The sequence below is a fragment of the Halomonas citrativorans genome (genome assembly GCF_900163645.1).
In the GTDB taxonomy this organism is placed as follows: Bacteria; Pseudomonadota; Gammaproteobacteria; order Pseudomonadales; family Halomonadaceae; genus Vreelandella; species Vreelandella citrativorans.
In genome coordinates this window covers 207,190-228,067 of sequence record NZ_FUKM01000003.1, presented here as the reverse complement: position 1 = coordinate 228,067, position 20,878 = coordinate 207,190, and the positions used below count along the sequence as shown (strand labels likewise).

Here is a 20,878-nt window from a genome sequence, read left to right as displayed (position 1 = left end):
CCATGAAAAACACCCCAATCGTTGGATGAGTGTCCAACTTTTGGGGTGCAGTTCACAAGGCGGGGTTCTTGATGACGTTAGGCGTCAGAGCGGTAGGCTCAGGGGTGCATCACATCATGCCGCCCATGCCACCCATTCCGCCCATGCCACCCATGTCTGGAGTGGCTTCTTTCTCTTCCGGATCGTCAGCGATCATGCACTCGGTGGTGATCATCAGACCGGCAACAGAACCCGCAGACTGCAGCGCAGTACGCGTTACTTTAGCTGGGTCAAGAACACCCATCTCGAACAGGTCGCCATACTCACCCGTTTGAGCGTTGTAGCCGAAGTTGCCTTCGCCGTCTTTGACGCGGTTGATCACAACAGCGGCTTCTTCACCAGCGTTGGTAACGATCTGACGCAGCGGTGACTGCATAGCGCGCAGTGCCATGTTGATACCGTGGTTCTGATCTTCGTTATCGCCAGTCAGGCCTTGCACTTTGGCCATGACGCGAACCAGAGCGGTACCGCCGCCAGGTACAACACCTTCTTCTACGGCAGCGCGAGTAGAGTGCAGCGCGTCTTCAACGCGAGCTTTCTTCTCTTTCATCTCTACTTCGGTAGCAGCACCAACGCGGATAACGGCAACACCGCCTGCCAGTTTGGCAACGCGCTCTTGCAGCTTCTCTTTGTCGTAATCAGAAGAGGTGTCTTCGATTTGCGCGCGGATCTGGTTAACGCGTGCTTCGATATCGTTTTCTGCACCAGCGCCATCGATGATGGTGGTGTTCTCTTTGGACATGGTCATGCGCTTGGCGGTACCCAGGTGATCCAGGGTCGCTTGCTCAAGTGTCAGGCCAACTTCTTCAGAGATAACGGTACCGTTGGTCAGGATAGCGATATCCTGCAGCATGGCTTTACGACGGTCGCCGAAGCCTGGCGCTTTTGCAGCGGCTACTTTAACGATGCCGCGCATGTTGTTCACGACCAACGTTGCCAGCGCTTCGCCTTCGATATCTTCAGCGATGATGGCCAGCGGCTTGCCTTGCTTGGCAACGGCTTCCAGTACCGGTAGCAGCTCGCGAATGTTGGAGATCTTCTTATCCACTAGCAGGATGTAAGGATCTTCAAGTTCAACTGCCATGGTGTCCTGGTTGGTAACGAAGTAGGGCGAGAGGTAGCCGCGGTCAAACTGCATACCTTCTACGACTTCCAGCTCGTCTTCGAAACCACGGCCTTCATCGACAGTGATAACGCCTTCTTTACCGACTTTTTCCATCGCTTCAGCGATGATTTCACCGATGCGCTTGTCGCCGTTGGCAGAAATAGTACCGACCTGAGCGATAGACTTGGTGTCGGTGCAGGGCACAGACATTGCCTGGATTTCTTTAACCGCTGCAGTAACCGCTTGGTCGATGCCGCGCTTAAGGTCCATCGGATTCATGCCAGCAGTGACGCCTTTCAGGCCTTCTGCAACAATGGCTTGAGCCAGTACGGTAGCTGTCGTAGTACCGTCGCCTGCAGCGTCAGAAGTTTTAGAAGCAACTTCTTTCACCATTTGTGCGCCCATGTTCTCGAACTTGTCTTTCAGTTCGATCTCTTTGGCAACCGATACACCGTCTTTAGTGACGGTCGGCGCACCAAAGGATTTGTCGAGCACAACGTTACGGCCTTTCGGGCCCAGAGTAACTTTTACCGCGTTGGCCAGAACGTCAATACCATGCGCCATACGCTTGCGTGCGTCATCAGAAAACTTAACTTGTTTAGCTGCCATGTTCGTTACTTCCTAGAATCGAATTATAAAAGGTGAAAGTAAGTAGTCGAGGCGATGATTAGCCTTCAACGACCGCCAGGATGTCGGCTTCGCTCATAATCAAGACTTCTTCGCCGTCGATTTTTTGCTTCTCAACGCCGAAACCATCTTTGAAAATTACGTTGTCGCCAACTTTAACGTCTAGCGGACGTACTTCGCCGTTATCGAGAATGCGACCATTGCCTACTGCAAGAACTTCGCCACGTGTGGGCTTTTCTTGTGCATTGCCTGGCAGAACGATGCCACCAGCAGTTTTCTGTTCTTCTTCCACGCGGCGAACTACGACGCGATCGTGCAAAGGACGGATTTTCATGCTCACGTTCTCCTGAGTATCGTCAAGGCCCGTATAGGGCAGATAGCTAAAACAAGGTTCTCGAGGAAATCCCATCGAGAAATGAAGGTTCGCGACCTTCGTTGTTAATGGTGGCAATGTCACCATCGCCACCGAATTTGTATGCTGGTTCAAAAGTGGGGGCTTCAGTAGCCCTTTCAAGGGGGTGGCAGTGAAAAAAGTGTCTTTTGTTGGATTTTTTCTTGCTAATGCAGGCTAGCGTCGCCGGGTAGTTTCATCACGGCTAATAAAATCGCCTTCCAGGGGAGCTTCTTTATGCGAGGTATTAGCATTGGAGTGGCTATTTTCATGATAAGCCGTGCCTTGATGACGATGCGTTTTGGTAGATTCGCCTTGCTCGCTATTCACACTGGTTTTTAAACCCAGCCACATTAATGCGTTGTACATAAGCTGTCGGGCAGTGGGGAGCAAGCAAGCGATGCCCAGCAGGTCGGAGAGAAAGCCGGGCGCCATCAGTAAAGCACCGCCGAATATAAGTGCCGCGCCTGTTAGAAGCTCACTGGAAGGTAGCTCCCCTGCTTGCATGCGCTGGCGGGCACGGGAAAAGGTAGCCACACCCTCTTTACGAATAAGATGAAGGCCGATAACACCGGTTGCCAACACGAGCAGTAGGGTGGTTAATAAGCCTATTTGACTGCCAATCGAAAATAGCAAAATAAAGTCGAGTAAGGTAAATAAGGAAATAAAGACAAGAATAGGCATGGCGGGCTCCGTAACAGGCGTAATCGCTCATTATTGTGTCAAATATGCAAAAAACAAGCGGCAGAGGATCTTTGCTGGAAAGCCCTTTGCTGATAAGGGTGCAAACTTGGATAAACTCGAATTTTGAATGCGCGCTTACTATGCTGCAGTGCAGAATGGTGGGGTAGTGAAAGGTCTTCGCAGCAATGAGCAGGACTTGGAAGTAGAGCATGAACTCAAGACAGAAGGTTCGTCATCGAAAAATCAGTTATTGAACAACAGTGCTTCTGAAGGAGTAACGGATGCAGTTAACCGATAAAGTCATTGCAGTAACGGGCGGGGCGCGGGGATTAGGCTATGCCATCGCAGAGCGTTTGGGTCAGCAAGGTGCCGCGCTTGCACTGCTTGATAGGAGTGCTGAAGCGTTGGACCAAGCGGCCTCAACCCTTAAGTCACAAGGCATTCACGCCGAAGCGTTTGTTGTCAATGTTGCCGATGAGTCGTCAGTCATCACGGCGTTTGATGATATTGTGAAACGCATGGGTGCCATTAGCGGTTGCGTTAATAATGCGGGTATTACCGAAGATGCCTTGCTGGTAAAAGCACGTGATGGCCAGGTCGAAAAGCGCATGTCGCTAGAGAGTTGGCAGAAAGTCCTCAATGTTAATCTAACCGGCGTATTTCTATGCGGCCGTGAAGCGGCGACGCAGATAATCAAGGCCGGACATGAAGGGGTTATTGTCAATATTTCGAGTATTTCCCGGGCTGGCAATGCAGGGCAAAGCAACTATGCCGCCGCCAAGGCGGGCGTTCATGCGTTAACCGTCACTTGGGGTAAAGAGCTTGCGCGCTATGGTATCCGCACTGGCACCGTGGCACCGTGGCACCTGGGTTTATTGCGACTGAAATGACGGCGTCCATGCGCCCTGATATGTTAGAGCGGATCTCTTCAAGCGTGCCGTTAAAGCACTTGGGGGAGCCTGATGATATTGCCAAAAGTGTCGCGTTTATATTTGATAACGACTATTTTAGTGCGCGTATTATTGAGTGCGATGGCGGCTTGCGGCTTTAGTATCACCTGAGCTATTACCTGGCCTTTTGCATCATCCTCTATTGCCTGCCCAGTGGCGTCCTGGCGACTGCCCAGCTATCAATGCGCGTGGCACCTGCTTGTTGGGCAGCGTTCGCTAATGCATTGATGGTCGCACCGGTAGTGATTACATCATCAATCAGCGTTATATGTGCTGGAAGTGGTGCTTTGATTGAGAAGGCTCCGTGCAAATTAGCCGCCCGCTCGTGTCGGTTTAAGCTACGCTGGGAAGCGACCAGCTTATTGCATTGAGCTTCCAGCACGACAAGGCCTGTGCGCTTTGCCAGTTGCTCCGCCAGCCATTGCGCTTGATTGAACCCACGCTCACGTGCTCGCTTGCGATGCATGGGGACTGCTACCAAGGCGGTGCCAGGGTCGTCGGGTATGCTCGCCAGCATAAGCTCTATCAGCAGCATCCCAGCACGAGGAGACGCCTTAAATTTAAAATCATGCAGCAGCTCTTTAATCGAAGCTTGAAAAAGCAGGCCGACGTGAGTGTGAGTAATCAGTGGCGGATCAAGTAAGCAGTACCCACACAGTCGCTGTTCAGCGTGATCCAGGGGCTCGGCACATTGTTCGCAACCTGAAACGTTCCAGGGTAATTCAGCAAAACAAGCTTGGCACCACCCTAGGCCTTGATCGGCAGGCATTAGGCAGAAAGCGCAGTAGCCCGGTAATGCCTTTTGTAACTCTTTATGGGCAGCCTGCTGCCATGTTGGCTTTAAGCGCATACAGCTCCTGCACGAATGCTTTGTGATAATTATAGTGCTTGTTGGCGTTGACTTTTGATCAGTATATATATAATATACGTCTCGTCTTCTGCGGATGTGGTGGAATTGGTAGACACGCTAGATTTAGGTTCTAGTGCCGTAAGGTGTGGGAGTTCGAGTCTCCCCATCCGCACCAATTACTTGTTATCTCATAGTTTTTGCTTAAATATCAATCGGCCAGCATCTGCTTGCCGATTTTTTTGTGTCTATTTTCCGCTGCCCTCTTTCCTGCCCCGCCTGGCTTTTGTTCGCTGTTGCGCTAACTTGGCATTTCATTATTGCTTTGAGATGGATCTCAATCATGGAAATGAATACGCACAAGTAGTTTCCGCTACTGCCAGTATTCTTACCCTGTTTGTTTGGGCTTTCTATGCCCAACTTCTTGCATCAGAACGCCGCGGTGCAATAGTTGATAAGATAGGCGCCCCGTTATGCAGGAGCGATCAATGTCACATCCTTTCAGTGCGCTTTCGCCCGACACGGTTATGTCGGCGGCCGAATCGGTTGATATTTGGCCCGCAGGCGAGCCTTTTGCGCTCAACAGTTATGAAAACCGTGTATTGATGTTTCGTGATGATGATGCCCGTAACTGGGTAATCAAGTTTTACCGTCCCGAGCGCTGGTCGGATGCTGCGATTCAAGAGGAGCATGATTTTTTAAAGGAATTAAGAGAGGCCGGAGTGTCGGTTGTCGCACCTTGGCGTAATAGCGCAGGGCAGTCATTGCATCATTACGCAGCGTTTCGCTTTGCTCTTTTCCCCCAGTGTGCAGGCCAGGCGCCTGAGCTTGATAATCCTGAACACCTCTTTGCGCTGGGCGAAGTGTTAGGTCAGCTGCATAAAGTGTCGCAGCGCAAGGCATTTCAACACCGCCCGCGCTTGGAGCTGGAAAGCGGTATAGAAGAGGCACGACAGCGAGTTGTGGGCAGCCAATGGCTCGACAAGTTTCAGCTTCGGGCGTATGACGCGGTGATTCAAAAGCTGCAGCATCGGTTGGCGCCCAAGGCGTTGGACCCAGCATCGTTAATACGTTGCCACGGTGATTGTCATTTAGGGAACGTACTGGGCCGAGATGAGCATTTTTCCCTTGTCGATTTTGATGACTGTGCGATGGCGCCCGCCATACAGGATATATGGATGTTGCTGCCCACTGATGAGCCGGATAGCTGGCGGGCGCAGCTAAGTGAGATTAGTGAAGGCTATGAGGAGTCACTAGCGTTTCCTCATGAGCAGATGTCGCTCATTGAGCCGCTAAGGGCTTATCGCTTGATTCGGCATAGCGCCTGGTTGGTTTCGCGCTGGGACGATCCGGCGTTTCCGCGTGCTTTTCCCTGGATGGCAGATAGCGGCTACTGGGATCAGCATATCCGTCAGTTAGAACAGCAGTGTTTACAGCTTGAGCGTCCTGTTTGGTTGGCTTAATAGATCTTTTGTAGTGGCATAGTGAATTTGACCCCTCTGTTGTCGTAAAAATTATACGTTGAGCGCCTTAAAAGTCGTTGCGACGCTGCCACCGAGTGGTCAGGTACGTTAAAATAAGCGCATAAATCGCCTTTGGTACGTTTAGTGGTTTCTGTATGCTTGGGCATTGTTTTGTAAGGTTGTTTTGCTTGCGTGCTGGTTACTTGATAAAGCAATAACGAGCGAGTGAGCGGGCACCGCTTTAATGAGAATGACTATGACCGACGATATCGCCCAGCACTATCGCCAAATTATTACCGCCCTTGGCGAAAACCCGGACCGCGAAGGGCTACGGGATACACCAAAGCGTGCAGCAAAAGCTATGCAGTTTTTGAACGCAGGCTATCAACAGTCGCTGGAAGAAATTATCAACGGCGCGGTGTTTGAATCGAAGACCGATGAAATGGTGTTAGTAAAAAACATTGAGCTTTACTCAATGTGTGAGCATCACTTATTGCCGTTTATTGGGAAGTGTCATATTGCCTACTTACCCGATGGCAAGGTGTTAGGGCTTTCCAAATTTGCGCGTATCGTTGATATGTATGCGCGGCGTATGCAAATTCAGGAAAACCTGACCCGTGAAATTGCCGATGCCGTCCAGCAGGTAACCGGTGCGAAAGGAGTGGCGGTTGTCGTTGAGGCGCGCCATTTATGCATGATGATGCGCGGTGTTGAGAAGCAGAATTCGAGTATGTCTTCATCGGTAATGCTGGGTGGATTCCGGGACAACCCCGCGACGCGCCAGGAATTTCTAACACTTATTAACTAAACGAGTTTCTCCACGGGCAGGGTGACCATATTTGCCAAACACTTGGTTAAATACGTCGTTTCGTCTTAGCATGAAAGCGTAAATATGAGCCCACAGGGCCATCATTTGGCCAGGAGTCTGTCATGGAAGCGCTAAAAGAGACACAGCTGTATTGCCCCTTTGCCTATATCGACGGCAGTTGGGTAGCCGCTGAAAGTGGAGAACAAATTAACGTTATTAACCCCGCCACAGGTAAACCGGTGGGGGATATGCCGCGATTAGGTAAAGCTGAAACTGAGCGTGCCATTGACGCGGCCGATGCCGCTTTGCCTGCCTGGCGGTCATTGACCGCTCAAGAGCGGGCTGACATGTTGCTTAAATGGCATGATCTGATGCTTGAGCATCAGCACGACCTTGCCCTGCTGATGACCTATGAGCAGGGCAAGCCGGTTAAAGAGGCTGAGGGCGAAATTGCTTACGCCGCCAGCTTTCTGCGTTGGTTTGCCGAAGAGGCGCGGCGTGTATACGGCGAAACCATTCCTGCAGCAAAAGCCAACCAGCGTATTATTGTAACCAAGCAGCCAGTGGGCGTTGTAGGAGCGATTACTCCGTGGAATTTCCCCGCAGCGATGATTACGCGTAAAGCAGGTGCAGCGCTAGCAGCAGGTTGTACCATTATCGTTAAGCCCGCTAGCCAAACGCCTTTCTCGGCAACGGCGCTGGCGCTATTGGCTGAGCGAGCAGGAATACCCCGCGGCGTCTTTAATGTGGTGCCTGGCAGCGCCGCTGAAATTGCTGAAACGCTAACCCAGTCGCCCAAGGTGCGCAAAATTACCTTTACCGGCTCCACTGAAGTAGGTCGGACGCTGATGGAAAAAGCGGCGAAGCATGTGCAAAAAATATCGCTTGAGCTGGGCGGAAACGCGCCGTTTATCGTGTTTGAAGATGCTGACCTTGATGCCGCCGTTGAGGGCGCGATGGCAGCCAAGTTCCGCAATGCAGGCCAAACGTGCATTTGCACCAATCGGTTTTTAGTTCAGTCCAGTGTGATTAACGCGTTTTGCGAAAAGCTCGCGGTTGCCATGAACAGTGAGCTGCATGTTGGCGATGGTGCTCAGCCAGGCAACAATATTGGCCCGCTCATTGATGAAAATGGGGTCAAGAAAGTCAGCGAACACGTTCAGGACGCTATTGATAAAGGTGCTGAGTTGCTGCTGGGCGGTCATCCGCATCCGTTAGGCGGTAACTTCTTCACACCTACGTTAATCAGCTTTGCCGATGCCAGCATGAAGGTTGCTCAGGAAGAGACGTTTGGCCCGCTAGCGGCGGTATTTCCTTTCGACGACGAAGAGACCGCTATCGAAATGGCCAATGATACGCAGTATGGGCTGGCGTCCTATTTCTACTCCCGTGATCTCTCTCGTGTATGGCGTGTGGCTGATGCGCTTGAATACGGCATGGTGGGCATTAATACCGGGGCTATTTCCAATGCGTCGGCGCCGTTTGGCGGTGTCAAGGCATCAGGGCTTGGCCGTGAAGGTGGTCATCAGGGGCTGGAGGAGTATCTGGAAACCAAGTATTTATGTATTGACCTTGGCTAGTGCCGGCTAAGGTATTCTGAGTGTTATGCTCATAAAAAACCTCGCAAGCAGTGCTTGCGAGGTTTTTATGGTTCTAGCGCTAAAGCACTGCTTAGTGACGGAAGTGACGCATTCCGGTGAAGACCATGGCAATGCCCGCTTCGTTGGCAGCATCAATCACTTCCTGGTCGCGCATGGAACCACCAGGCTGAATAACGGCGGTAATGCCCGCAGCGGCGGCGGCGTCAATGCCATCACGGAAGGGGAAGAAGGCATCAGACGCCATAACGGAACCGGGTACAGAAAGGTTTTCGTCGGCCGCCTTGATGCCCGCAATTTTAGCGGAGTACACGCGACTCATTTGGCCTGCGCCCACGCCAATCGTTTGACCTGATTTGGCATACACAATGGCGTTGGATTTAACGAATTTGGCGACGCGCCATGCGAACGCCAAATCGCGCAGCTCCTGTTCTGAAGGGGCACGCTCGCTGACCACAGTAAGCTCGTTGCGAGTCACCATGCCTTGGTCGCGCTCTTGTACCAGCAAACCTCCGTTAACCCGCTTGAAATCAAAGGCGGGCTGGGGTTTGCCTGGCCAATGAGCGCTGACATCCAGCAGGCGGACGTTTTTCTTTTCAGCGATAATCGCAACGGCCTCATCGCTTACCCTGGGTGCAATAATGACCTCAACAAACTGACGGTCAACAATTGCTCGCGCGGTATCGGCTTCAAGCGGCGTGTTGAAGGCAATAATACCGCCGAAAGCACTGGTAGGGTCGGTTGCAAACGCTTTGTCATAAGCCTCAAGCGCCGTAGCGCCGATGGCAACGCCACAGGGGTTAGCGTGTTTGACAATCACGCACGCCGTTTCATCAAACGCCTTGACGCACTCAAAAGCCGCATCGGTATCGGCAACATTGTTAAACGAAAGCGGTTTGCCTTGCAGCATAGTGGCTGTCGCAACACCGGGTTCAGACGCCGCAGGGTCAACGTAAAAGGCGGCCTGCTGATGCGGATTTTCGCCGTAGCGCATGTCCTGCTTTTTATGCAACTGAAGATTAAATGTACGCGCGAAGGTGGCATCGCTCTCGCTGACTTTACGACCCAAGTACTCGGCAATAGCGCCGTCGTAGCTCGCGGTATGCTCAAACGCTTTAACCGCAAGGTCAAAGCGTGTAGCGGTGCTCACCTGGCCATTATTGGCGGCGAGTTCTTCAAGCACGCGAGTGTAGTCGTCGGCGTTAACCACGATGGTGGTGTACGCGTGGTTTTTAGCGCAGGCACGGACCATAGTGGGGCCGCCGATATCGATATTTTCGATGGCGTCTTCCAGGCTGCAGTCCGGTTTGGCAACGGTGGCTGCAAACGGGTAGAGATTAACCACGACCATATCAATCGGGGTGATATCGTTGTCAGCCATTACCGCGTCATCCTGACCACGGCGCGCCAGGATGCCGCCGTGAATTTTAGGATGCAGCGTTTTCACTCGGCCATCCATGATCTCTGGGAAGCCCGTATGCTCGGATACTTCGGTGACCGGGATGGCGTTTTCCTGTAGCAAGCGGAAGGTGCCGCCCGTGGACAGTAGCTCAATGCCGCGCTCGGTAAGGCTGCGGGCAAACTCAACAATACCCGTTTTATCGGACACGCTTAACAGCGCGCGGCGAACAGGAGTAGCGGTACTATCAACCATGAATAAGCTCGTGTGCAGAGTGGAACAATAAAAACAACAACGCCCCATGGTTATGGGGCGTCACCTTCGATAAGACCGTAAATCTTGAGTTTCTTGCGCAGCGTACCGCGGTTTAATCCCAGTACATCAGCGGCGCGTGTCTGGTTGCCTTCGGTATGCTCCAACACGCAGGCCAGCAGCGGTGCTTCTACTTCGGCCATCACCATGGCGTACAGGTCGGTGGCCTGACTGCCATCGAGATGCTCGAAGTAGCGGCGCATGGCAGACTCCACGGCCTCTCTTAACGGCTGCGGCGGGGCGCTTGCCGCTGGGTCAGCGAGCGTACCCGCTAGTCGCGAGGGTAACTCGCTAGAAAGAAGATCGCGTTCGTTCATGCAGCATGGGTTCCTTTGGCTAATAGACGCTTGTCTGCGTCAAACGCCATGGCGTTGTTAATCCAATCAAATTGTGTTTCAGGTGATGCCAACGCATTGAATTGCTGTTTTAGCTCGCGGCGCTTTGCATCGCAAAAGCGCAGATCACTTTCGAGATACCAACCAATATGCTTGCGCGCAATGCGTACACCCATCGTGTCGCCATAAAAGGCGTGCAGCGCCGCTACATGCCCGGCCAGCACGTGAAGGCGCTCCTCCAGACTTGGCAAAGCCAGCTGCTCGCCATGCTGTAGATAATGGGTTATTTGCTTGAAAATCCAAGGATTACCCTGGGCGCCACGTCCAATCATTACCGCATTCGCGCCGGTATAGCGTAGGACGTCGGCTGCTTTTTCAGGACTTGTAATATCACCATTGGCAATCACTGGGATGGACAGACACGATTTGATATTGGCGATCGTGTCGTACTCCGCCCAACCAGTATAGCGCTGTTCGCGATGTCGGCCATGAACGGCCAGTGCCTGAATGCCTGCATCTTCTGCCAACCGAGCAATTCTCACGCCATTGTTGGATTCGGCGCACCAGCCGGTACGGATTTTCAAGGTAACCGGCACATCCACCGCCTTGACCACCGCATCTAGAATGTCGGCTACCAAGACCTCATCGCGCAGCAGCGCTGAGCCAGCCGCCTTGTTGCAGACCTTTTTTGCCGGGCAGCCCATATTGATATCGATAATCTGGGCGCCCAGTTCGACGTTAAGCCGTGCCGCCTGGGCAAGCATCTGGGCATCACCACCGGCAATTTGCACGACCCGTGGGTCGGGCTCACCCGTATGGTCCATCCGCAGTTGGGACTTTCGGGTATGCCACAGGCTGGGGTCTGAGGTGACCATTTCGCCTACTACCCAGCCAGCGCCCAGCCGCCGGCAAAGCTGGCGAAAAGGGCGGTCGGTCACGCCTGCCATCGGAGCCAGTATGACCTGATTGGGCAAGGTGTAAGGGCCGATAGATGTCGATTGTTGCGTGGCTAATGTCATGGAGTTTGCGCTGCTGGAGAAGCGAGTAGGCGGTTCAAGGGGGCGTATGATACGCCTACTCGGAAGCGGAATGAAGGCTGTTTCGAAGATTAACCGGGTCGATGGCCCGTAAGTCGTACCCAGCCTTCACGAATGACAGGCTCATCCATCATCATACCTTCTGCTTCGTAGGCCTTAAGTACGTCCTGGGCCTGATTGGCAAGAATACCTGACAGCGCAAGAAGCCCCTTCGGCGCGACATGTCCCGCAATCGTCGGCGCCAACTCCACCAGGGGGCCGGCTAAAATATTCGCAGTGACAATCGGGTAAGGGCCGCCCGTTAACTGCTCCGGATAATAGAGCGCGAGATTTTGCTCTGCAATATGATTGCGTTCGGCGTTATCGCGGCTAGCCTGCAGCGCCTGAGGGTCAATATCCGTGCCATCGGCGTGCTGGGCACCCAGCTTAAGCGCTGCAATGGCGAGAATGCCCGAGCCGCAGCCAATATCCAGCACGTTCTTGTTGCCAAGCGTGCCATCAACCGCTAACTGATCAAGCCATTCAAGGCACAGCGCAGTCGTGGGATGAGTGCCAGTGCCGAAGGCTAAGCCGGGGTCTAAAATTAGATTGACCGCGTCTGCTTCAGGCGGCGCATGCCAGCTAGGAACAATCCATAAGCGCTGGCCCATCTGGAGCGGTTTGAAGTCATCCATCCACTCGCGTTCCCAGTCGCGGTCGGCCAGTAGTTCATAGGCAATGGTGGGGCAGGGTTCATCGGGCAGTTGTTGTGCCCAAGCGCTTTCGATGCGGGCTAGCATACCTTCCACGCCCTCTAAATCGTCGTACAGGCCGGTCAGAATGGTGTCCTGCCAAAGCGGCGTGGTGCCGCGTTCTGGCTCAAAAACGGGGTCATCATGGGCATCCTGAAGCCCAATGGCGGTAGCTCCCTCTTCAAGCAGCAGCTCTTCCAGAAGTTCAGCCTGTTCAGGCGCTACGTGGGCTTTGAGTTGAAGCCAAGGCATGGGGAGTCTCCGCGGTAGGCATAATCGATAACGGGGTGGGCTTGGCCACCCCGTTGGGTATTACTCGGCAACACTATTAGACGCTTGCTTGGCACATGGAGCGCTTAACCGGCAAGTTTCTTTTCTAGATAGTGAATGTTGACACCGCCCTGGCGGAATTGGCTATCGCGCACCAGGTCTTTCTGTAGGTCAATGTTGGTTTTGATACCTTCGACCAGCAGCTCATCCAGTGCGTTACGCATGCGCGTTAACGCGATCTCACGATCCGCCCCCCAAGTGATCAGCTTGCCAATCAGTGAGTCGTAGTGTGGCGGAACGGTATAGCCTGTATACAGGTGAGAATCCATGCGCACGCCTAAGCCGCCTGGGGCGTGATACAGCGTCACTTTGCCTGGTGATGGCATAAACGTGCGTGAGTCTTCCGCATTGATCCGACATTCAAACGCGTGGCCGTTAAGCTTAACGTCTTCCTGGCGAATCGACAGTGGCAAGCCTGACGCAATACGCAGCTGTTCTTTGACGATATCCACGCCGGTGACCATTTCCGTTACCGGATGCTCCACCTGAACACGTGTGTTCATCTCGATAAAGAAGAACTTGCCATCTTCGTACAGGAACTCGAACGTACCGGCGCCGCGGTAGTTAATTTCAATACAGGCCTGGCGGCAGGCTTCCAGTACGTCTGCACGTGCTTTCGGGTCGAGGCCGGGGGCAGGTGCTTCTTCCAGTACTTTTTGATGGCGGCGTTGCAAAGAGCAGTCGCGGTCATATAGATGAATCGCATTGCCCTGACCATCGGCAAGTACCTGTACTTCCACATGGCGCGGCTTCTCAAGGAATTTTTCCATGTAAACCGTGCCATCGCCAAACGCTGCCTGGGCTTCGTTTTGGGTAATGCTAATTGCTTCAAGCAATTGGTCTTCTGAATGCACGACCCGCATGCCACGACCACCGCCACCAGCCGCTGCCTTGATAATGACGGGATAGCCTACACGCACGCCAGCCGCCAGGCTTGCGGCTTCATCATCGCCCAAGGGGCCATCAGAGCCAGGTACGGTGGGTACGCCCGCCTTCTTCATGGCTTCAATGGCGCTCACTTTGTCGCCCATTAAGCGAATGGTTTCAGCGCGCGGACCAATAAAGGTAAAGCCGGAGCGCTCAACCTGCTCGGCAAAATTGGCATTTTCAGACAAAAAGCCATAGCCGGGATGAATGGCGCTTGAATCGGTTACTTCCGCAGCGCTAATCAGCGCGGGAATATTCAAATATGACTGGGCCGAAGAGGCCGGGCCAATGCACACCGCCTCATCCGCTAGGCGTACGTGCATCAGTTCGCGGTCGGCCTTGGAGTGTACGGCGACGGTTTTGATACCCAGCTCTTTACAGGCCCGTAGAATACGTAGGGCTATCTCGCCGCGGTTCGCGATAAGTACCTTGTCCAGCATGGGAGAGTCCACCCGTGTTGATGTGAAAGATTAAGCGAGGACGATCATGGGTTGATCAAATTCCACCGGCTCACCATCTTCCACCAGGATGGCTTCAACCACGCCGTCGCGATCAGCTTCAATCTGGTTCATCATTTTCATCGCTTCAACGATACATACAGTGTCGCCTTGCTTAACGGTGTCGCCTACTTCAACAAACGATTTTGCACCCGGTGCCGGGCTGCGGTAGAAGGTGCCCACCATCGGAGAGTTAACGGCTTCACCGCGGAAGCTTGCACCAGCGGGCTCTACGTCAACACCAGGTGCTGCAGGTGCGGCAGCAGCAGGCGGCGCATAAGGCTGGGCATATTGAGGCATTGGCTGGGGCTGCCAGGTAGCGCCGTTAGGATGACGGCTAATGCGTACTGACTCTTCGCCTTCCTGAATTTCAATTTCGCTAATGTTGGATTCTTCGAGCAGTTCGATCAGTTTTTTTACTTTGCGAATATCCATATTGGGCCCCGTAGATAGGTGAAGGTTGCTGTCTAACACGCTAGTGATAACGCTGTAATATCGCAATATTTAGCGCGCAGTAAACCAAGTTAAAAAAAGAAGAGAACGCTGCATGATGGCGAACGTTACCCCTCTAACAGCTTAATAAGCGAGCATTTAACTAATATGGGGGCGGAGTTTGCCGAAAAAACAGGAACATGTCCAGCGCTAGTCCAGTGCAGGGCCTAGGCATAAAACGCGGTATGCCTTGATGGCTATCTTTACCGTTTAGCGAAGAGCACGCTGTTATCGGTACTCAACAATTGCCCCCAGGGTGCAAATAAGGTTCAGGCTTTTAGCTTAATAGCCACTGTTTTAAGGATGAAAGATGCGCTGCAAGCGCGTTGGCTGTGACTTCCCCTTGGATCCGCGCTGGGCGTATTTCTGCGCCTTGATCAAAGAACAGCAGGCTGGGCGGCCCAAAAAGCTGGTACTGGTTAAGTAGCTGCCTACTTTCAGGGGTCGTATCGGTTACATCGACGGCAATTAGCGTGAAGCCTTTCAACGCCTCAATAACACGTGGGTCTGGATAAACTTCACGCTCCATCACTTTGCATGAAATACACCAGTCAGCGGTGAAGTGGACAAAGGCGGGTTGGTGGGCACTGTCTGCCTGAGCAAGAGCTGAACGTAGTTCATCCAGGCTATCCACGGTTGCAAAATCAAGCGCCGTTTCTTGAGTGGGTGTAGCACTATGGGAAAAGTGTAGTGGTTGAAGCGGGTTATTATTGCCTTGAGCTGCACCCAAAACGAGGGCGACCCCCCAGGCAAGCAGCATCAATCCCAGTGTTTGTCGTGCACGCGACCAACCTAACGGTGGGTTTAGACGTAACGCGCCCAGCAGCAGCGCGCTGCCTATCGCCAGTGCTGCCCAGAGCAAGAGACCTACAGGCCCGGCTACAAGACGCTCAATCATCCAAATGGCCACACCCAGCAGCAATAAACCAAAGCCGGTCTTAACGCCGTTCATCCAGGCGCCTGTTCGCGGTAGCAGGGTAACGCCCAGCGTGCCTACCAGTAGCAGCGGCAACCCCATGCCAAGACCCAGCGCAAAAAGAACCGCGCCCCCGATAGCAGCGTCGCCGGTAGAGGAAATAAAGACCAATGCGCCGGCAAGCGGTGCGGTAACGCAGGGCGATACCACCAGTACCGAAAGCGCGCCTGCCAGGGCGAGCCCGCCCGGGCCACTGCGTTGTGCCCGAGCTTGCCACGCCTCGATGCGGTTGGTCATGCGTGACGAGAAACGTAACTCGAATGCGCCAAACATGGCGAGCGCAAATAGCGCGAAAAGTAATCCAAACGCTATTAATACAGGCGCCGACTGAAGGCGGGCCTGCAAGTTTAGGCCTGCCCCAAAGAGTCCCATTAAGACACCGACAACGGCGTAGGTCGTTGCCATGCCCAATACGTAGCTTGCCGAAAGAACAAACGCACGCGGTTTAGTCGGATTCTGACCAACGATGATAGAGGAAAGAATGGGAATCATGGGTAAAACGCAGGGCGTAAATGTTAAACCCAGCCCGGCAATAAAGAAAAGCCCCAAGGCCAGCGGCAGGCTTGCCTCGCTTAGTAAGGCGCTAAAGCGGCTGTCGGCACTTTGCGGCGTGCTCAGCGCCTGACGAGAAGTGTTGAGGTTTTCGGGCTCAGCGCTGCTCGCTGCTTGGGCAGGCGTGGCAATGTCGGTTGATGGGTGGCTGTTTTCGGCTAACCATTGGGCATATTGAGCAGGCGGCTGTGACTCAGCGGCCTGTAGCGGTACCTGTTCAGGTGGGTAGCAAAGCCCGGCATCGGCGCAGCCTTGAAAGGTAAGCTCAATGTCAATGGGGCCTGAATAAACATGCTCAAGCGGTGTTTCAAACACCAGCATGTCGCGAAAGGTGTAGACATCGCCCATAAATTCGTCATTGGTAAAGGTGCCTTCCGGTAGAACAGGGCTACCCAATGTCACAGAAGGCGTTTGGCTTTTAACGTCAAACTGATGTCGGTAAAGGTAATAGCCTTCGGCACTTTGAATGCCGATATAAAGTGTTTCGCCATCGTGCCAAGCGGTAGGCTGAAATGCCTCCATTACGGGCAGAAACTGATCGTTGCTGCTGGATGAAAACCATTGTGCGTGGGCCAATAACGGTAGCCAGCAGAGTAGCCAGAATAAACCTAATCGTTTGACGGATAACACGATACATCCTTAACGGCGATATGGCTGAAAAGCACCCGCATTAACATGGCGCATAATATGGAGCGAGCGCTTGGTAGCACTTGTGAAAGATCCACGCGCAGTGATAAAAAAATGGCTAGTGGGTGTAAATAAGAAGGCCGCCTATTGGCGGCCTTCTTAATAGAGACAAAACAGCGCGTTTAGTTCACTTACGCCTTTTGGTAAGCAGCCGCTGATTTTTCAATAGCTTTACGCGCTGCTTCAACGCCTTCCCAAGACTCAACTTTTACCCACTTGCCTTTTTCAAGGTCTTTGTAGTTTTCAAAGAAGTGAGCGATTTGCTGACGCAGAAGCTCGGGCAGGTCGGTAACTTCCTGTACGTCATCATAAAGCGTGCTGAGTTTGGGGTGCGGTACGCATACCAGCTTGGCATCTTCACCTGCTTCATCGGTCATGTTCAGGATGCCGATGGGGCGCGCACGAATAATGCTGCCAGGCGCTACCGGGTGCGGTGTTACTACTAAGGCATCGAGTGCATCGCCATCATCAGCCAGCGTATGGGGAATAAAGCCGTAGTTGGCGGGGTAGAACATCGGGGTCGCCATAAAACGATCAACCAGTAGTGCGCCCATGTCCTTATCAATTTCGTATTTGATAGGCGAGTGGTTCGCAGGAATCTCGATCGCCACGTAAATATCGTTCGGCAAATCCTTTCCAGCTGGGATGTTATCGAAGTTCATCGTTGAGTCCTTAGAAGTTCTTGGGTGTTGCAGTGGCTAAGCAATTGATGCGTTGCACGAATAGTCGGGAATTATACGAAGATGGCCGGGCGATTGCCAATGCAACATGGGCGCAGCGCCGACGCTATCGCTTAATGGTAGCGGCAATTTGCTTTTATCGCAGTGGTCGCGACGTTTGGTGGGCATCGCATTAAAGCCGTTGCGTGTATTATAGCGGCCATGAAGTTCTGTCATGAAGTTATGTTGAGCGGTTCGCCAAGGAGGATGAGTGGGGCATGCCCAGTTGCTGATCAGTTATGGTCAAGCGTTTGTTGCGCCTGACCGACGTTTGCATCGCAGCTCCATGTCGGTGCGTTTTCCTGATGCACCGCTATTAAAGGTCAAAGGGGGCTGCGCCGTTATCAGCGACTCTGTGTCACGCAATACACTGGCCAAACAGGCGGGTGATTTAAGTGTGCGTGGCTTTTTGGCGGATTACTTTTCTACGCCTGACCATTGGGATACTAAAACGTCAGCAACACGCGTGCTTCGTGCGCTCAATAGCTGGTGTTACAGCCAAAGCCAGCATGTAAAAGAGGGTGGCTTTGTCTCTTCCATGTCGGTGGTTGTCTTTCGTAAGCGCGAAGCGCACCTGTTTCATATGGGAGATACGCTGGTGTTTCGCTTGCGAGGCGCTGAGTTTGAACAGCTGACGCGAGACCATGTGACCGATATTGGCGGTTACCACTATCCTTCCCGGGCGCTGGGGATGGATGGCAGTGTGGACATCGACTATACCCATCTGGGCCTTAAACAGGGCGATATCTTCCTGTTCACCACGCGTGGCGTGCGCGGTACGCTGTTGCCTTCCGACTACGTACGCTTGATTCGCCAGGATGCCAGTGATCTGGATGCCGCCTGCGAACGCCTAGCCAGTGAAGCCAAGCAGCGCGCCCAAGAGCGGGGTTATGGAGGTGATCAATTTTGCTTTCAATTGGTGCGTATTGATGAGTTACCGGAAGAGTCGCCGGACGACCCAGGGCTGATTTACGGTGATTTGCCGATTCCGCCTGAGCTTGCGCCAGGCGAACGGCTTGATGGGTTGGAAGTTATAGAAGTGCTGTCGCGTAATGCACAGTCTCGTGTCTATCGGGTAAGAGACGTGCATACCGAGCGTGAAATGGCAATGAAGGCGCCAAGCCCTGAGCTATCGCTTCGTAATGCCTATCTGGAGCATTTCCTGCTTCAGCAGTGGATCGTCGAGCGGGTTAATTCACCTTTTATCGTTAAGGTCGTAAAGCCCTCAAGACCACGCCGCTATCTTTACTACTTGATGCAGCATGTTGAAGGGGAAACGTTGCGCCAGTGGGCCGAGCGGCATCCTCAAGCCAGCCTTGTCCAGCGCTTGGATATCGCAAACCAGTTGGGTAAGGCCGTGCAGGCGCTGCATCACCGCGACATTATTCATCAGCAGATCATGCCGGATAATATTTTAATTGATAGCCACGGTAAGCTGATGCTCAACGATTTTAGCGCGTGCCATATGCGTGAGGTGGACGGTCACCGGCATTCAGGTGAGTTGTTGCGCCAAATTGGTTTTAACGAACACACCGCGCCTGAGTATGCATTGGAAGATAGCATTGGCCGCCGCAGCGATCAGTACTCCCTCGCTTCAACTGTCTACTGGCTGTTAACCGGAGAGCTACCTTACCAACTTACCCCGAACAAGTTGCGCAGTCATACGGATTTAGAAGAACTTAGCTATCGCAGCTCGCGAACTCATAACCCGGAAATTACCCAAGAGCTGGATGATGCCTTGCGGCGTGCATTGGACCCACAGCGTGCGCTGCGCTTTAGGCGTCAGTCAGAGTTTCTGCATGCACTGCGTGTCCCGCTAGGCCGTTTGCCTGCCCAAGAGGGCACTCGCCAGGAGCCACGTCGTCATTTCTGGCAGGGCGTCGCCGGAGTGTTGCTGCTGCTATTGGTACTTTCGTGGCTATTAAGATGATGTGCTAGCGCGTTAAGCAATGTATATCTGCTAAAAAACGGGCGATGAGATAATCATCGCCCGTTTTGGTTGCCGCCGTTGACAAGCCCGAAAGGGCGGCGCCTTATAGCGTAAACGTGGGGAGTTTTTGGTCCACTTTGGCAAGTTTTAGCTTAGCCACTTTGGGCAAGCCGTTCTCAAAGGGCGGGAAGTCTTCGCCTTGAATCAACGGTGAGAGGTAATCACGGCACGCCTGGGTGATCGCAAAGCCGCTTTCGCTGATAAAGTCACGCGGCATGAACTTTTCCTGGTTGGCAATCTGGGCCAACGGTGCGGAAATGACATCCCACTGATAGGGTGATTGAGAAATACGGCGAATCGCGGGCATCATCGAGTTCTTGCCTGCCAGCGCGAGCGTCACGGCTTCACGGCCAACCGCATAGGCTTGTTCAACGTCTGTTTTCGAGGCCAAGTGGCGAGCTGCACGCTGTAAGTAGTCAGCGACGGCCCAGTGATACTTGTAGCCCAGGTCTTGCTTGATCATGCCTGCAAGCGTAGGCGCAACACCACCCAACTGGCGATGGCCAAAAGCATCGGTATTGCCCGCATCGGCCAGGAAGGTGCCGTCTTCATAACGCGCGCCTTCTGATACCACGATGACGCAGTAGCCGTTCTGTTTCACGCTTTCCTCAACCCGCGCCATGACGGCTTTACGGTTGAAGGCGATCTCGGGGAAAATAATCAAGTGAGGCGGTTCACCTTCGCCTTCACCGGCTAATCCGCCAGCCGCTGCAATCCAGCCGGCATGGCGCCCCATCACTTCAAGCACGAAGACTTTGGTAGATGTTGCGCACATGGAGGCGATATCGAGAGAGGCTTCACGGGTAGAGGTGGCAATATATTTGGCAACGCTACCAAAACCTGGGCTGTTATCGGTAATCGGTAGGTCATTATCCACGGTTTTAGGCACGTGAATAGCGGTTAGCGGGTAGCCCAGCTTTTCTGAAAGTTGAGAGATCTTCAGGCAAGTGTCGGCACTGTCGCCACCACCGTTATAGAAGAAGTAGCGAATATTGTGTGCCTTAAATACCTCAATTAAACGCTCGTACTGAGTGCGATGGGTATCGATATCTTTTAGCTTATAGCGGCAAGAACCGAATGCACCGCCGGGCGTATAGCGTAATGCGGCAATAGCTTCGTCGCTTTCCTGAGTAACATCAATGAGGTCTTCGGTTAATGCGCCAATAATGCCGTTATGGCCCGCGTATACCTTGCCAATTTGTTCGGGAGCTTGTCGGCATGCTTCGATAACGCCGCAGGCGCTGGCGTTAATAACGGCGGTAACGCCGCCTGACTGGGCGTAAAAGGCATTATACTGAGCCATTGAAACGTCTCATCTTTTGAAAAGCGAAAAAGTAAAGCACACAGAAAGCGTTGAACGCTTTCATCAACGGTGCATGAAA

General features: G+C 53.1%; 17 protein-coding genes, 1 tRNA gene and 1 pseudogene. 6 read left to right on the top strand and 13 right to left on the bottom strand.

What is annotated here, in order from left to right; all coding sequences use genetic code 11:
* Positions 1–109: 109 nt before the first annotated feature.
* The 3 genes from groL to CZ787_RS01580 form a co-directional block, all read right to left on the bottom strand.
* The gene (gene groL, locus CZ787_RS01590; RefSeq protein ID WP_087105571.1) at positions 110–1,753 is read right to left on the bottom strand and encodes a chaperonin GroEL; all 1,644 of its coding nucleotides are present in this window, start codon (positions 1,751–1,753) and stop codon (positions 110–112) included.
* Between the two features lie 58 nt (positions 1,754–1,811).
* On the bottom strand, positions 1,812–2,105 hold the full coding sequence (locus CZ787_RS01585) for a co-chaperone GroES (RefSeq protein ID WP_087105570.1): 294 nt from the start codon (positions 2,103–2,105) through the stop codon (positions 1,812–1,814).
* Between the two features lie 234 nt (positions 2,106–2,339).
* Positions 2,340–2,846, bottom strand: coding sequence for an FxsA family protein (locus CZ787_RS01580; RefSeq protein ID WP_087105569.1), 507 nt, complete (start codon positions 2,844–2,846; stop codon positions 2,340–2,342).
* Between the two features lie 281 nt (positions 2,847–3,127).
* Between CZ787_RS01580 and CZ787_RS01575 the strand changes: the two are divergent.
* A pseudogene (locus tag CZ787_RS01575) lies at positions 3,128–3,897 on the top strand (SDR family NAD(P)-dependent oxidoreductase).
* 38 nt (positions 3,898–3,935) lie between these two features.
* Here the strand turns inward: CZ787_RS01575 and CZ787_RS01570 are convergent.
* Positions 3,936–4,646, bottom strand: coding sequence for a ComF family protein (locus tag CZ787_RS01570; protein ID WP_254908526.1), 711 nt, complete (start codon positions 4,644–4,646; stop codon positions 3,936–3,938).
* Between the two features lie 90 nt (positions 4,647–4,736).
* Between CZ787_RS01570 and CZ787_RS01565 the strand changes: the two genes are divergently transcribed.
* The 4 genes from CZ787_RS01565 (at position 4,737) to CZ787_RS01550 (ending at position 8,494) form a co-directional block, all read left to right on the top strand.
* Positions 4,737–4,821, top strand: a tRNA-Leu gene (locus tag CZ787_RS01565).
* A gap of 310 nt (positions 4,822–5,131) precedes the next feature.
* A complete protein-coding gene (locus CZ787_RS01560) occupies positions 5,132–6,106 on the top strand; it encodes a serine/threonine protein kinase (protein WP_087105568.1) in 975 nt (324 codons plus the stop codon).
* A 256-nt stretch (positions 6,107–6,362) separates the two neighbouring features.
* Entirely contained in the window at positions 6,363–6,914 is a 552-nt protein-coding gene (gene folE, locus CZ787_RS01555) for a GTP cyclohydrolase I FolE (RefSeq protein ID WP_087105567.1), read from the top strand.
* Positions 6,915–7,036: 122 nt separating this feature from the next.
* Positions 7,037–8,494, top strand: a complete 1,458-nt coding sequence (locus CZ787_RS01550) for an NAD-dependent succinate-semialdehyde dehydrogenase (protein WP_087105566.1) — start codon at positions 7,037–7,039, stop codon at positions 8,492–8,494.
* Positions 8,495–8,585: 91 nt separating this feature from the next.
* On the opposite strand, the gene purH is transcribed toward CZ787_RS01550, so the two are convergent.
* From purH to ppa, 8 genes are all read right to left on the bottom strand, one after another.
* Positions 8,586–10,166 (bottom strand): bifunctional phosphoribosylaminoimidazolecarboxamide formyltransferase/IMP cyclohydrolase, encoded by a 1,581-nt coding sequence (gene purH, locus CZ787_RS01545; RefSeq protein ID WP_087105565.1) that lies wholly within the window; start codon positions 10,164–10,166, stop codon positions 8,586–8,588.
* 50 nt (positions 10,167–10,216) lie between these two features.
* Positions 10,217–10,540, bottom strand: a complete 324-nt coding sequence (gene fis, locus CZ787_RS01540; RefSeq protein WP_087105564.1) for a DNA-binding transcriptional regulator Fis — start codon at positions 10,538–10,540, stop codon at positions 10,217–10,219.
* Positions 10,537–11,577, bottom strand: a complete 1,041-nt coding sequence (dusB, locus tag CZ787_RS01535) for a tRNA dihydrouridine synthase DusB (protein WP_087105563.1) — start codon at positions 11,575–11,577, stop codon at positions 10,537–10,539. Before dusB ends, fis begins: the two co-directional genes overlap by 4 nt.
* Before the next feature lie 89 nt (positions 11,578–11,666).
* Positions 11,667–12,578 carry a 50S ribosomal protein L11 methyltransferase gene (gene prmA / locus CZ787_RS01530; RefSeq protein WP_087105562.1) on the bottom strand — a complete coding sequence of 304 codons (912 nt, stop codon included), beginning with the start codon at positions 12,576–12,578 and terminating at the stop codon, positions 11,667–11,669.
* A 104-nt stretch (positions 12,579–12,682) separates the two neighbouring features.
* A complete protein-coding gene (accC, locus tag CZ787_RS01525; RefSeq protein ID WP_087105561.1) occupies positions 12,683–14,023 on the bottom strand; it encodes an acetyl-CoA carboxylase biotin carboxylase subunit in 1,341 nt (446 codons plus the stop codon).
* 30 nt (positions 14,024–14,053) lie between these two features.
* Entirely contained in the window at positions 14,054–14,515 is a 462-nt protein-coding gene (gene accB / locus CZ787_RS01520) for an acetyl-CoA carboxylase biotin carboxyl carrier protein (protein ID WP_087105560.1), read from the bottom strand.
* 334 nt (positions 14,516–14,849) lie between these two features.
* Positions 14,850–16,730 carry a protein-disulfide reductase DsbD gene (gene dsbD / locus CZ787_RS01515; protein ID WP_087105559.1) on the bottom strand — a complete coding sequence of 627 codons (1,881 nt, stop codon included), beginning with the start codon at positions 16,728–16,730 and terminating at the stop codon, positions 14,850–14,852.
* 188 nt (positions 16,731–16,918) lie between these two features.
* Positions 16,919–17,449: an inorganic diphosphatase gene (ppa, locus tag CZ787_RS01510; RefSeq protein WP_087105558.1), complete on the bottom strand. Its 531-nt coding sequence runs from the start codon at positions 17,447–17,449 to the stop codon at positions 16,919–16,921.
* Positions 17,450–17,717: 268 nt separating this feature from the next.
* Here ppa and CZ787_RS01500 point away from each other — a divergent pair, with 268 nt between their 5' ends.
* Entirely contained in the window at positions 17,718–19,436 is a 1,719-nt protein-coding gene (locus CZ787_RS01500; RefSeq protein WP_087105556.1) for a bifunctional protein-serine/threonine kinase/phosphatase, read from the top strand.
* A gap of 103 nt (positions 19,437–19,539) precedes the next feature.
* On the opposite strand, the gene CZ787_RS01495 is transcribed toward CZ787_RS01500, so the two are convergent.
* Positions 19,540–20,799 carry a 6-phosphofructokinase gene (locus CZ787_RS01495; protein WP_087105555.1) on the bottom strand — a complete coding sequence of 420 codons (1,260 nt, stop codon included), beginning with the start codon at positions 20,797–20,799 and terminating at the stop codon, positions 19,540–19,542.
* Positions 20,800–20,878 lie beyond the last annotated feature (79 nt).

Excerpts from the sequence above, each read along its gene's own strand:
- CZ787_RS01580 (WP_087105569.1), bottom strand. The coding sequence starts at position 2,846 with ATGCCTATTCTTGTCTTTATTTCCTTATTTACCTTACTCGACTTTATT.
- CZ787_RS01550 (WP_087105566.1), top strand. The coding sequence starts at position 7,037 with ATGGAAGCGCTAAAAGAGACACAGCTGTATTGCCCCTTTGCCTATATC.
- CZ787_RS01570 (WP_254908526.1), bottom strand. The coding sequence starts at position 4,646 with ATGCGCTTAAAGCCAACATGGCAGCAGGCTGCCCATAAAGAGTTACAA.
- accB (WP_087105560.1), bottom strand. The coding sequence starts at position 14,515 with ATGGATATTCGCAAAGTAAAAAAACTGATCGAACTGCTCGAAGAATCC.
- CZ787_RS01585 (WP_087105570.1), bottom strand. The coding sequence starts at position 2,105 with ATGAAAATCCGTCCTTTGCACGATCGCGTCGTAGTTCGCCGCGTGGAA.
- fis (WP_087105564.1), bottom strand. The coding sequence starts at position 10,540 with ATGAACGAACGCGATCTTCTTTCTAGCGAGTTACCCTCGCGACTAGCG.
- prmA (WP_087105562.1), bottom strand. The coding sequence starts at position 12,578 with ATGCCTTGGCTTCAACTCAAAGCCCACGTAGCGCCTGAACAGGCTGAA.
- groL (WP_087105571.1), bottom strand. The coding sequence starts at position 1,753 with ATGGCAGCTAAACAAGTTAAGTTTTCTGATGACGCACGCAAGCGTATG.
- CZ787_RS01560 (WP_087105568.1), top strand. The coding sequence starts at position 5,132 with ATGTCACATCCTTTCAGTGCGCTTTCGCCCGACACGGTTATGTCGGCG.
- ppa (WP_087105558.1), bottom strand. The coding sequence starts at position 17,449 with ATGAACTTCGATAACATCCCAGCTGGAAAGGATTTGCCGAACGATATT.
- dusB (WP_087105563.1), bottom strand. The coding sequence starts at position 11,577 with ATGACATTAGCCACGCAACAATCGACATCTATCGGCCCTTACACCTTG.
- folE (WP_087105567.1), top strand. The coding sequence starts at position 6,363 with ATGACCGACGATATCGCCCAGCACTATCGCCAAATTATTACCGCCCTT.
- purH (WP_087105565.1), bottom strand. The coding sequence starts at position 10,166 with ATGGTTGATAGTACCGCTACTCCTGTTCGCCGCGCGCTGTTAAGCGTG.
- CZ787_RS01495 (WP_087105555.1), bottom strand. The coding sequence starts at position 20,799 with ATGGCTCAGTATAATGCCTTTTACGCCCAGTCAGGCGGCGTTACCGCC.
- accC (WP_087105561.1), bottom strand. The coding sequence starts at position 14,023 with ATGCTGGACAAGGTACTTATCGCGAACCGCGGCGAGATAGCCCTACGT.